We start from the raw sequence: 11,445 nt of genomic DNA, 5'->3' as shown, positions 1-11,445 counted from the left end.
AATTCGACTCGGCGCACCCCAACTGGCCGGACCGCGACCGCTTCGTGCTGTCAGCGGGGCATGGCTCGATGCTGCTCTATGCGCTGCTGCATCTGACCGGCGGTGACGTCAGCCTCGACGACATCAAGGCATTCAGGCAATGGGGCTCGAAGACGCCGGGCCATCCCGAGTACGGCCATACGCCGGGCGTCGAGACCACGACCGGTCCGCTGGGGCAGGGGATCGCGACGGCCGTCGGCATGGCGCTTGCCGAGCGCATGGCCAATGCGCGGCATGGCGACGGTCTCGTCGATCACTTCACCTATGTGATATCAGGCGACGGCTGCCTGATGGAAGGGATCAGCCAGGAGGCGATCTCGCTCGCCGGCCACCTCGCGCTCGGCCGCCTCATCGTGCTGTTCGACGACAACGGCATCTCCATCGACGGGCCGACCTCGCTTGCGACGTCCGACGACCAGCTCGCGCGCTTCGCCGCGTCCGGCTGGTCGGTGCGCCGCGTCGACGGGCACGATTCCGAAGCTGTCGCGCAAGCGATCGCAGAGGAGCGCGAAACCGCAAAACCGTCGCTGATCGCCTGCCGCACCATCATCGGCTATGGCGCGCCGGACCGGCAAGGCACCGAGAAGGCGCATGGTGCGCCGCTCGGCGCGGAGCAGGCCGCGGCGGCGCGGCGGGCGCTGGGCTGGGACTATCAGCCCTTCGTCGTGCCTGTCACCGTCGCAAAGGCGTGGCGGATGATCGGCCAGCGCGGACAGGTCGCGCGTCTCGCCTGGCTCGACCGTTACGAAAACGCTACGCCCGGGCAGCGCGAGCTGTTCATCGAGGGCAAGTCGGTCGCCCTGCCGAACGCCTACGCCCAGGCCTCGGCGAAATTGCGCGAGCGCTTTGCCAGCGAGCGTCCGAAGCTTGCGACACGGCAGGCCTCGCAACAGGTGCTCGACGCAATTGCAGGAACGATTCCCGGATTTGTCGGCGGCTCCGCGGACCTGACCCATTCGAACCTGACACACGCCAAGGCGCAGGCGCCCGTCCGGCGTCATGCGTTCGCCGGCGATTACATCCACTACGGCATCCGCGAGCACGGCATGGCCGCCGCGATGAACGGCCTCGCGCTGCACGGCGGCTTCATTCCCTATGGCGGCACCTTCCTCGCCTTCTCCGACTACAGCCGGCCGGCGATCCGCCTTGCGGCCCTGATGCGGCTGCGCGTCATCCACGTGATGACGCACGACTCCATCGGTCTCGGAGAGGATGGTCCGACGCACCAGCCGGTCGAGCACCTTGCGGCGCTCCGTGTCATTCCGAACCTGCTGGTGTTCCGCCCCGCCGACGCGGTCGAGACGCTGGAAGCCTGGGACTGCGCGCTCGAAGCAAAGGACCGGCCCTCCGTGCTGTGCCTGTCGCGTCAGGCACTGCCGACCTTCCGCAGCGATGTGCGTGGCAAGAACCGGGTCGCGCGCGGCGCCTACCTCATCGTATCTCCAGACGGCGGCCGCGATGTGACCTTGATGGCAACCGGCTCGGAAGTCTCGATCGCGCTGGAAGCGGCCCGCCTGCTCGCGACCGAGCACGTTCGTGCAGCGGTGGTCTCCGCGCCTTGCTTTGCGCTGTTCGAGGAGCAGCCGGAGGATTATCGCGCCGCGGTTCTCGGGACTGCTCCCCGCGTCGGCATCGAGGCCGCCATCGCCGGCGACTGGCATCGCTGGATCGGCGCGGACGGCGAATTCGTCGGCATGCGCGGCTTCGGCGCCTCGGCGCCGGCTCCGGTGCTCTACCGCGAATTCGGCATCACGCCGCAAAGCATTGCCGAAGCCGCCCGCCGGGCCATCGCCCGCGTTCGCAAGCAATAACAGCAAGCAATAACAGGAGGACTCGTCGTGGCCCGTATCACCCTTCGCCAGCTGCTCGACCACGCCGCCAGTCATGGCTACGCGGTGCCGGCGTTCAACATCAACAACATGGAGCAGGGCATCGCGATCATGCAGGCAGCGGTCGAAGTCGATGCTCCCGTCATCATCCAGGCCTCGCGCGGCGCGCGCAGTTATGCCGGCGATCTCATGCTCTCGCACATGATCGATGCGCTGGAGCGGACCTATCCGGACATTCCGATCTGCATGCACCAGGACCACGGCAATGACGAGGCGACCTGCGCCTCCGCCATCGCCCATGGCTTCACCTCGGTCATGATGGACGGCTCGCTCAAGGCCGATGCCAAGACCGCCGCCGATTACGATTACAACGTCGCGATCACGCGCCGCGTGGTCGATCTCGCCCATTGGGTCGGCGCCTCCGTCGAGGGCGAACTCGGAGTGCTCGGCTCGCTCGAGCATGGCGGCGGCGAGCAGGAGGACGGGCACGGCGTCGAGGGCAAGGTCAGCCACGATCAGCTCTTGACCGATCCCGATCAGGCCGTCGACTTCGTCCGGGCCACCAAGGTCGACGCGCTCGCGATCGCGATGGGGACCTCGCATGGCGCCTACAAGTTCAGCCGCAAGCCCGACGGCGATATTCTGGCGATGCGGGTGGTCGAGGAGATCCATCGCCGGTTGCCGAATACGCATTTGGTGATGCACGGCTCCTCCTCGGTGCCGCAGCCGCTCCAGGACATGTTCAATCAGTTTGGCGGCGAGATGCCGCAGACCTGGGGTGTGCCGGTGGAAGAGATCGTGCGCGGCATCAAGAGTGGTGTCCGCAAGGTCAACATCGACACCGACTGCCGCCTGGCGATGACCGCGGTGTTCCGGAAAGTGGCTGCGCAATCGCGCTCCGAGTTCGATCCGCGCAAATTCCTCAAACCCGCGATGGATGCGATGCGCGAGCTCTGCCGCGACCGTTTCGAGCAGTTCGGCACCGCGGGGCACGCCAGCAAGATCAAGGTCGTTCCCTTGAGCGAGATGGCGCGGCGCTACCGTACCGGCGAGCTCGATCCGCGCACCGGCGCTCGCGAGCCGGTCGCAGCCTAATCATTCAGAGAGAGAAAGCAGGAGAGAGAGCCATGAACGCACATGCTGGAACGGTCCGCGGCAAGGAGCGCTATCGCTCGGGCGTGATGGAATACAAGCGCATGGGCTATTGGGAGCCCGAGTACACGCCGAAGGACACCGACGTCATAGCCCTGTTCCGCGTCACGCCGCAGGAAGGTGTCGACCCGATCGAGGCGTCGGCGGCCGTTGCCGGCGAATCTTCGACCGCGACCTGGACGGTGGTGTGGACCGATCGGCTGACGGCGGCCGAGAAATATCGCGCGAAGTGCTATCGTGTCGATCCGGTCCCGGGCTCGCCCGGCTCCTATTTCGCCTACATCGCCTATGATCTCGATCTGTTCGAGCCGGGCTCGGTCGCGAACCTTTCGGCGTCGATCATCGGCAACGTGTTCGGCTTCAAGCCGCTCAAGGCATTGCGGCTGGAGGACATGCGCTTCCCGGTCGCCTACGTGAAGACGTTCCAGGGGCCGGCAACTGGTATCGTGGTCGAGCGCGAGCGGCTCGACAAGTTCGGGCGGCCGCTGCTCGGCGCCACCGTGAAGCCGAAGCTCGGACTTTCGGGCCGCAACTACGGCCGCGTGGTCTACGAGGCGCTGAAGGGCGGGCTCGATTTCACCAAGGACGACGAGAACATCAACTCGCAACCCTTCATGCACTGGCGTGACCGCTTCCTCTACTGCATGGAGGCGGTGAACCGGGCGCAAGCGGCCTCCGGCGAGGTGAAAGGCACCTACCTGAACGTGACCGCGGGCACGATGGAGGACATGTACGAGCGCGCCGAATTTGCGAAAGAGCTCGGCTCCTGCATCGTCATGATCGATCTCGTGATCGGCTACACCGCGATCCAGTCGATGGCCAAATGGGCGCGGCGCAACGACATGATCCTGCATCTGCACCGCGCCGGGCACTCGACCTATACGCGGCAGAAGAGCCACGGCGTGTCGTTCCGCGTCATAGCCAAATGGATGCGGCTCGCGGGTGTCGACCACATCCATGCCGGCACGGTGGTCGGCAAGCTCGAAGGCGACCCTAACACCACGCGCGGCTATTACGATGTCTGCCGCGAGGACTTCAATCCGACCAAGCTCGAACACGGCCTGTTCTTCGACCAGCACTGGGCGAGCCTCAACAAGATGATGCCGGTGGCGTCCGGCGGCATCCATGCCGGTCAGATGCACCAGCTGATCGATCTCCTCGGCGAGGACGTCGTGCTGCAATTCGGTGGCGGCACCATCGGACATCCCATGGGGATCGCGGCGGGCGCGATCGCCAACCGCGTGGCGCTGGAAGCGATGATCCTCGCTCGCAACGAGGGCCGCGACTACGTCCACGAAGGCCCGGAGATTTTGGCCAAGGCCGCACAGACCTGCACACCGCTGAAAGCCGCGCTCGAGGTCTGGAAGGACGTCACCTTCAACTACCAGTCCACCGACACGCCGGACTTCGTGCCGACGGCGCTGGAAACCGTCTGAGGAGATTCAACATGAAACTGACCCAGGGCTGCTTCTCGTTCCTGCCTGACCTGACCGACGACCAGATCACCAAGCAGGTGCAGTATTGCCTCGCCAATGGCTGGGCGGTGAACATCGAATTCACCGATGATCCGCATCCCCGCAACACCTATTGGGAGATGTGGGGCTTGCCGATGTTCGATCTGCAGGACGCCGCAGGCGTGATGATGGAGCTCGGCGAGTGCCGCAGGGTTTATGGCGATCGATACATCCGCATCAGCGGCTTCGATGCCAGCCATGGCTGGGAATCGGTGCGGATCTCCTTCCTGGTCAATCGACCGAAGCAGGAGGCCGAGTTCGAACTGGTGCGGCAGGAGGTCGGCGGTCGCGCGATCCGGTACAGCACCGTACGCAAGGTGGCCACTCACGCCTCGCAATAGCCATTCCTTTCCGCACGGAGCGCTCCCTGCTCCGTTTCCTTGGCGGACCACTGCTTCGCCGCTCCCCCCGCGGCGAAGCTCTTTTCTTCGAGGCTAGCCATGCTCGACGTTCCCCACGCGACCACCGCTGAAAGCAACGAGACCAGCTTCGATCTCCGCAAGGAGGCCGAGGCCGCCGGGATTACCGACACGCTGCAACAGCTAGAGCGGGAATTGATCGGGCTCAAGCCGGTCAAGAACCGCGTGCGCCAGATCGCCTCGCTGCTCCTGATTGAACGCATCCGGCAGCGGGCCGGCCTGGCATCCGCGCCGCCGACGCTGCACATGTCGTTCACCGGCAATCCCGGCACCGGCAAGACCACCGTGGCATTGCGAATGGCCAAGATTCTGCACGGCCTCGGTTTCGTGCGGCGCGGGCAGGTGATCTCGGTGACGCGCGACGATCTCGTCGGGCAATATATCGGCCATACCGCGCCGAAGACGAAGGAGATTCTGAAGAAAGCGATGGGCGGCGTGCTGTTCATCGACGAGGCCTATTACCTGCACCGTCCCGACAACGAGCGCGACTACGGCCAGGAGGCGATCGAGATCCTGCTCCAGGTGATGGAGAACCAGCGTGAGGACCTCGTCGTGATCCTCGCCGGCTACGGCGAGCGGATGACCAGCTTCTTCGCTTCCAACCCCGGATTCCGCTCGCGCATCGCCCATCACATCGAATTCCCTGACTATGCTGAAGCCGAGCTGCTGGTGATTGCCGAGTTGATGCTGAAGGAGCGCGGCTACCGCTTCTCGGCCGCGGCACGCGATGCGTTCGAGCGATACATCGCGCTGCGCCGGACACAGCCGTTCTTCTCGAATGCGCGCTCGATCCGCAATGCTGTCGATCGCATCCGCCTGCGGCAGGCCGATCGACTGGTGTCCGATCTCGACCGCATGCTCGACGTCGCTGACCTCGAGACGATCGATCCCGCCGACGTCCTGGCGAGCCGCGTCTTCAGCGGCGGTGCTGACGCGCGGAGCGTCAAGTCATGACCAACGAGATCATCATTGCTCCCTCGATCCTCGCTGCGGATTTCGCACGTCTCGGCGAGGAGGTCACGGCAATCGATGCGGCCGGCGCCGACTGGATTCATTGCGATGTGATGGACGGGCATTTCGTGCCGAACATCAGCTTCGGGGCCGATGTCATCAAGGCGCTTCGTCCGCTGACGAAGAAGGTCTTCGACGTGCATCTGATGATCGCGCCTGTCGATCCCTACCTCGAAGCGTTTGAGAAGGCCGGGGCCGATGTCGTTACAATACATGCCGAAGCCGGCCCGCATCTCGATCGTTCGCTGCAGGCGATCCGCGCGCTGGGCATGAAGGCCGGCGTCAGCCTGTGCCCGGCAACGCCCGAGAGCGCGATCGAATATGTGCTCGACCGCCTCGACCTCGTGCTGGTGATGACGGTCAATCCGGGCTTTGGCGGCCAGTCATTTCTCGAATCGCAGCTCGAGAAGATCGCTCGGATCCGAACCATGATCGGCGAGCGGCCGATCCGCCTCGAGGTGGATGGGGGCGTCACGCGCGACAACGCTGCCGCGGCTGCGGCTGCCGGCGCCGACGCGCTGGTGGCAGGGTCCGCCGTGTTTCGCGGCAAGAGCAGCGCCGATTATGCCGGCAACATCGCGGCCATTCGCCTTGCTGCGGAGGCAGGCAGGGTTTCGAAATTGCAGGATAGTTCCGCGCAGCCGATGCGTGCCAAAGAACATGCGCTCATCCGGTAGATTACGGAAGAGATGCGTGGCGATGATGGTGCGGTTCGACTTGTATCAAGGCGCGCCACTTTGCTCCGGCTTTTCACGGAGAATGCCGCGCAAACGGGTCGGCTTTTCCAGGCCGGAATAACCAACGTACCCGAGACGGGGATTAACGCCCTCGCAATGGAGGGAGACATCACCGGCTTCGAGGCCCTGGTGCGCTGGAACCACCCGCTGCGGGGCTTTGTGCCGCCCGACCAGTTCATCCCGCTTGCCGAGGAGAACGGGCTGATCGTCGAGATCGGCGAGTGGGTGCTGCGTGAGGCTTGCCGCGAGGCGGCGTCCTGGCCGCGGCCCTTGCAGGTCGCGGTCAATCTGTCGCCGGTCCAGTTCCAGACCGGCGACCTCGAACGCTCCGTCCACGAGATCCTGCTGGAGACCGGGCTTGCACCAGCGCGGCTCGAAGTCGAAATCACCGAGGGCGTGTTGATCGGCGATTTCACCCGCGCGCTCAATCTGCTGCGGCGGCTGAAGGCGCTTGGCATCCGCATCGCGATGGACGATTTTGGCACCGGGTACTCATCGCTGTCCTATCTCCAGTCGTTCCCGTTTGATAAGATTAAGATCGACCGCAGCTTCATCCTGAACCTCGGGGCAATGCCGCAATCGACCGAGATCGTCCGCGCGGTCCTGGGCCTTGCACATGCCCTGCAGATTCCCGTGGTTGCGGAAGGGGTGGAGACAGAGGCGCAGCGCGCCTTCCTGGAAGGCGAGGCTTGCGAGGAGATGCAGGGCTATCTGATTGGTGGGCCAGAACCGATTGAGCATTATTCCAGTTTGATTGGCATCAACGTCGAACGCCGTCGCTACGCCTAGAAATTCATTATTCCACGGCCGACTGCCAACAGGAACTATTCCGCGTCTGCCTATTTTTCAAAGTTAACCTGAGTTAAGCCGGGCGTGGGCGCAAAAATGTTTTGCACAACCGCCATCGGCCTGACGCAAATCAGGGCAATAAGCCCGGTGAATGCGAGGGAGGTCTCATGGAGAACGTACGTCGCTACCGCGCGCTGGCGTCCCTCTGTCGTCAGCAGGCGGCCTATCGGCCGCTGCAGAACTGGCAGCTCCTCGGCCAAGCGGAGCATTTCGAGCATCTCGCCGAGCTGGCGCTGAAAGCCCATTTCGACGCGTGCAATGCACAACCCGAAGAGGACGCGGCCGCAGCCACGGTTTGGGAAACTCCCGCTGCGGCGTGAGATGTGCCCTTTGACCCTTCGCTAGTGCGACATCAGCGTGGGGATCGTCATCGCTTCCAGCATCGCCCGGGTGACGCCGCCGAGAAAGCGCTCCTGCAGTCGGGAGTGGCCGTAGCCGCCCATCACCAGCACGTCCAGATTCTCGTCGGCCGCCAGCGACAGGATGGTCGGCTGAATATCGGCGCGCGAGGCCGACAGGCTCACCGTGCGGGTCGACAGGCCGCGGCGTCCGAGATGTTTGGCCAGATTGTTTGCCGAAGCGTCGCCGGGAGCGGTGTCGGACTCGTTGATCGAAATGATCACGATATCCTCGGCGCGCGCCAAAAAAGTCGCTGCATCGCGCACCGCACGCGCCGCGACGCGGCTGCCGTCCCAGCAGATGCCGATCCGGCTCGCCTTGAAGGCGCCCCGGAACGTATAGGGCAGGAACAGGACCGGTCCGCCCGCCTGAAACAGAATCTCGCGGGGCACGTCGTTGTCGAACGAAACCTGTTCGGGATCCGGCTGAAGCACGACGCTGAGGTCGTGCAGCCGGGCCATGTCGCCGAGGGACGCGGCCGCATCCACCGGAATCTCGCCGAGCGCGTGACAGGTACAGGATAGATCGGCGTGCGCCGCTTCGCTCTTGAACACTGCGAGCGCCGCCTCGGCCCGCTCCACCGCACGCTCGCGTTCCATCTCGAACACGGCCGCCACCGCCGCGCCGCCTTCCATCACATAGGCCGTGCTGCTGGCGACATAGCCGATCGCGACCGCATCGACATGGGCGTTGAGGGTGGCCGCAAGCGAGATGGAGCCATCGACCACCGCGCGCATCGGCCGCTCGGTCGGGATGTGGACGAGAATATCTTTGTACATGGGGGCGCCTCCGATGGACATCATTCGATCGACGCAGCTTTTCACGGCGGGCAGGGCTCGCGTTGAGCTGCATCAAATGTAGGGTGCGGATCTTGCCTGCGGCGACCGGGCACACCTTCTTTGCCAAGAATTAATCGGGCGGACGGGACGTCGTAAGGTGGCAATGACCATGTTCGGTGCAAGGCGACTTACCCAACATGGAGATTTCGACATGAAAGATCCCGTCCACTCCGACATCACGACACCCCGCAGGATTCTGAAGCCGCGCCGGCTGGCGCTGCTCGGCACCGTGGCCGCGCTTGGCGTGGCGGTGCTGGCGGCTTCTCCCGTTTCAAAGCCGTTCGGCGTCAGCTCCCTGATCTCGCCGGCACAGGCCACCGAAAGCGCGGCAACGCCGGCTGGCTTCGGCGACCTCGTCAGCAAGGTCAAGCCCGCCGTCATCTCCGTCCGGGTGAAGATCGACCAGGACAACGACAAGAGCGCGTTGCTGCAGCAAAATCGCATGAACCAGGACGAGGACTCTCCGTTCGACCAGTTCTCGCGGCAGTTCGGTTTCCGCTTCCCAGATGGGATGAACGGCATGCCGCGCCAGCGTCACCAGGTGATCACGGGCGAAGGCTCCGGCTTCTTCATCTCGGCCGACGGTTACGCCGTGACCAACAACCATGTCGTCGATCACGCCGAGTCCGTGCAGGTGACGACGGACGACGGCACCATCTACACCGCGAAAGTCGTCGGCACCGATCCAAAGACCGATCTCGCGCTGATCAAGGTCGATGGCAAGAAAGATTTTCCGTTCGTGAAGTTCTCCGACCAGAAGCCGCGGATCGGCGACTGGGTGGTCGCAGTCGGCAATCCCTTCGGCCTCGGTGGCACCGTGACCGCCGGCATCGTCTCGGCCAGCGGCCGCGACATCGGCAACGGGCCCTATGACGATTTCATCCAGATCGATGCGCCCATCAACAAGGGTAATTCCGGCGGTCCGGCCTTCGACATGAACGGCAACGTGATCGGCGTGAACACCGCGATCTACTCGCCGTCGGGCGGCTCGGTCGGCATCGGTTTCGACATTCCGGCTTCGACCGCCAAGCTCGTCGTTGCCCAGCTGAAGGACAAGGGCGCCGTCACCCGCGGCTGGCTGGGCGTGCAGGTGCAGCCGGTAACCGCGGAGATCGCCGACAGTCTCGGCCTCAAGACGGCGCGCGGCGCGATCGTTGACACCCCGCAGGACGGCAGTCCGGCGGCGAAGGCCGGCATCGAGGCGGGCGACGTCATCACCGCCGTCAACGGCACCGCCATCAAGGACTCCCGCGATCTCGCCCGCACCATTGCGGCCCTCGCGCCGGGGACGTCCGTGAAGCTCGATGTCGTCCACAAGGGCGATACCAAGACGGTGACGCTGGCGCTCGGCGAGCTGCCGAATGAGCGGCAGGCCAAGGCTGACGATGGCAAGACGCAAGCGGCTCCTGGTACGCCGCGTCTCGGCCTCAGCCTGGCGCCGGCCGGTGACGTCCAGGGCGCCGGCCAGAAGGGCGTCGTGGTCACCGAGGTCGATCCGCAGGGACCGGCGGCGCAACATGGCATCCAGACCGGCGACGTCATCCTCAACGTCGGCGGCAAGGCCGTCGCCAATGTCGGCGACGTCCGATCCGAGCTGGCGCAGGCCAAGTCGTCCGGCAAGAAAAGCGTGCTGTTGCAGGTGAAGAGCGCGGAGGCGATGCGCTTCGTCGCGGTGCCGCTCGCCTGATCGTTCAAGCATCGGCAAGTCGAAAGGCGGCCTACCGGGCCGCCTTTTTCATGAGCAGCTGCGGGATGCCCACAGGCCGGCGATAACATTCTCGTTAACGGCAGTAACGGTGACAGGTTCGTCCGAAAAAGCCGCGTTCGCTCGTCAGACTTCGAAAATCGCGCGTGCACCTGGAGGCAATGAGGCCGCCGGGGCAGATCACAGGGTGGAACTTTCGGACCTCCGGTTGCTTGTGGAACCGGCCGATGGTTCGCATTGATCGGTGCCGACATGGATCGATTGAAGCTCTCGCTGAAGCTTGCGCTGCTCGCAGCGCCTCTCGTGCTGTCGACCGGAACTGCCCTGGGGCGCGATGACGGCCGCTTCGCCGACTCGCCGCTAAAGCCCTGGTTCGACAGCTTGCGCAGTCATCTCGGTCCGTGCTGTTCGGATGCCGATGGTGTCGCCGTGGCCGATCCCGACTGGGACTCGCACAACGGGCACTACCGGGTCCGTCTCGATGGGGAATGGGTCGAGGTGCCCGACGAAGCCGTCATCACCGAACCGAACCGCGCCGGCCGCACCATGGTCTGGCCGGTCAAGACGGCGTTCGGCGTTTCGATTCGGTGCTTCATGCCGGGCAGCATGATCTGACGCCAAGTGGCATCACCGCTTGGCGGATTTGCGCTTCGAGCTCTTCTTCTTAGAGGTCTTCCTCTTGGAGCTCTTTCTGGAGGTCTTCTTCTTGGAGGTCTTTCGCTTCGACGCCTTCTTCGGCACCTTCTTGCCCTTCTTGCGCGCCTTCGAGAGGCCGATCGCGATCGCCTGCTTGCGGCTCTTCACGCGTCCGCCGCGACCGCCGCGTCCGCTCTTGGCGGTGCCCTTCTTGTAGCGGCGCATTTCGCTCTCGACATCACTGCCGGAACTACGCGAGTAGCGGCGCTTCTTTGCCTTGCGTGCCATCAAGTCTCTCCCTTCGCCCTGGGAAAGA

General features: G+C 64.5%; 11 protein-coding genes and 1 pseudogene. 10 read left to right on the top strand and 2 right to left on the bottom strand.

Annotated features, from left to right (window positions below; genetic code table 11):
* The 8 genes and pseudogenes from tkt to IF809_RS31025 form a co-directional block, all read left to right on the top strand.
* Positions 1–1,850: transketolase (tkt, locus tag IF809_RS31060; protein ID WP_462839440.1), on the top strand; the 1,850-nt coding region annotated here is incomplete at its 5' end.
* 27 nt (positions 1,851–1,877) lie between these two features.
* The gene (fba, locus tag IF809_RS31055; protein ID WP_462839439.1) at positions 1,878–2,963 is read left to right on the top strand and encodes a class II fructose-bisphosphate aldolase; all 1,086 of its coding nucleotides are present in this window, start codon (positions 1,878–1,880) and stop codon (positions 2,961–2,963) included.
* Between the two features lie 32 nt (positions 2,964–2,995).
* Complete coding sequence (locus IF809_RS31050) at positions 2,996–4,456, top strand: form I ribulose bisphosphate carboxylase large subunit (RefSeq protein ID WP_453992446.1); 1,461 nt, start codon at positions 2,996–2,998, stop codon at positions 4,454–4,456.
* Positions 4,457–4,467: 11 nt separating this feature from the next.
* Positions 4,468–4,875 carry a ribulose bisphosphate carboxylase small subunit gene (locus tag IF809_RS31045; RefSeq protein WP_128967759.1) on the top strand — a complete coding sequence of 136 codons (408 nt, stop codon included), beginning with the start codon at positions 4,468–4,470 and terminating at the stop codon, positions 4,873–4,875.
* 99 nt (positions 4,876–4,974) lie between these two features.
* Positions 4,975–5,907 carry a CbbX protein gene (gene cbbX / locus IF809_RS31040; protein WP_128967758.1) on the top strand — a complete coding sequence of 311 codons (933 nt, stop codon included), beginning with the start codon at positions 4,975–4,977 and terminating at the stop codon, positions 5,905–5,907.
* A complete protein-coding gene (gene rpe / locus IF809_RS31035; protein ID WP_128967757.1) occupies positions 5,904–6,641 on the top strand; it encodes a ribulose-phosphate 3-epimerase in 738 nt (245 codons plus the stop codon). The genes cbbX and rpe overlap by 4 nt, the downstream gene beginning before the upstream one ends.
* 156 nt (positions 6,642–6,797) lie before the next feature.
* A pseudogene (locus IF809_RS31030) lies at positions 6,798–7,490 on the top strand (putative bifunctional diguanylate cyclase/phosphodiesterase); the annotation flags it as partial.
* A 167-nt stretch (positions 7,491–7,657) separates the two neighbouring features.
* Entirely contained in the window at positions 7,658–7,870 is a 213-nt protein-coding gene (locus IF809_RS31025) for a hypothetical protein (RefSeq protein ID WP_128967756.1), read from the top strand.
* Positions 7,871–7,891: 21 nt separating this feature from the next.
* On the opposite strand, the gene IF809_RS31020 is transcribed toward IF809_RS31025, so the two are convergent.
* Positions 7,892–8,728, bottom strand: a complete 837-nt coding sequence (locus IF809_RS31020; protein ID WP_128967755.1) for a universal stress protein — start codon at positions 8,726–8,728, stop codon at positions 7,892–7,894.
* Between the two features lie 211 nt (positions 8,729–8,939).
* Between IF809_RS31020 and IF809_RS31015 the strand changes: the two genes are divergently transcribed.
* Positions 8,940–10,475 carry a Do family serine endopeptidase gene (locus IF809_RS31015; RefSeq protein WP_164938829.1) on the top strand — a complete coding sequence of 512 codons (1,536 nt, stop codon included), beginning with the start codon at positions 8,940–8,942 and terminating at the stop codon, positions 10,473–10,475.
* A gap of 270 nt (positions 10,476–10,745) precedes the next feature.
* On the top strand, positions 10,746–11,108 hold the full coding sequence (locus IF809_RS31010) for a hypothetical protein (protein WP_164938828.1): 363 nt from the start codon (positions 10,746–10,748) through the stop codon (positions 11,106–11,108).
* A 12-nt stretch (positions 11,109–11,120) separates the two neighbouring features.
* On the opposite strand, the gene IF809_RS31005 is transcribed toward IF809_RS31010, so the two are convergent.
* Positions 11,121–11,417 (bottom strand): DUF6496 domain-containing protein, encoded by a 297-nt coding sequence (locus tag IF809_RS31005; RefSeq protein WP_462839438.1) that lies wholly within the window; start codon positions 11,415–11,417, stop codon positions 11,121–11,123.
* Between the last annotated feature and the right edge of the window lie 28 nt (positions 11,418–11,445).

It is taken from the genome of Bradyrhizobium sp. UFLA06-24 (assembly GCF_054967145.1).
This window is presented reverse-complemented; position numbering and strand designations above follow the sequence as displayed.

Bases quoted from the DNA above. Each gene is read 5' to 3' on its own strand.
- IF809_RS31010 (WP_164938828.1), top strand. From the start codon at position 10,746: ATGGATCGATTGAAGCTCTCGCTGAAGCTTGCGCTGCTCGCAGCGCCT.
- IF809_RS31020 (WP_128967755.1), bottom strand. From the start codon at position 8,728: ATGTACAAAGATATTCTCGTCCACATCCCGACCGAGCGGCCGATGCGC.
- IF809_RS31005 (WP_462839438.1), bottom strand. From the start codon at position 11,417: ATGGCACGCAAGGCAAAGAAGCGCCGCTACTCGCGTAGTTCCGGCAGT.
- cbbX (WP_128967758.1), top strand. From the start codon at position 4,975: ATGCTCGACGTTCCCCACGCGACCACCGCTGAAAGCAACGAGACCAGC.
- IF809_RS31050 (WP_453992446.1), top strand. From the start codon at position 2,996: ATGAACGCACATGCTGGAACGGTCCGCGGCAAGGAGCGCTATCGCTCG.
- rpe (WP_128967757.1), top strand. From the start codon at position 5,904: ATGACCAACGAGATCATCATTGCTCCCTCGATCCTCGCTGCGGATTTC.
- IF809_RS31025 (WP_128967756.1), top strand. From the start codon at position 7,658: ATGGAGAACGTACGTCGCTACCGCGCGCTGGCGTCCCTCTGTCGTCAG.
- IF809_RS31045 (WP_128967759.1), top strand. From the start codon at position 4,468: ATGAAACTGACCCAGGGCTGCTTCTCGTTCCTGCCTGACCTGACCGAC.
- IF809_RS31015 (WP_164938829.1), top strand. From the start codon at position 8,940: ATGAAAGATCCCGTCCACTCCGACATCACGACACCCCGCAGGATTCTG.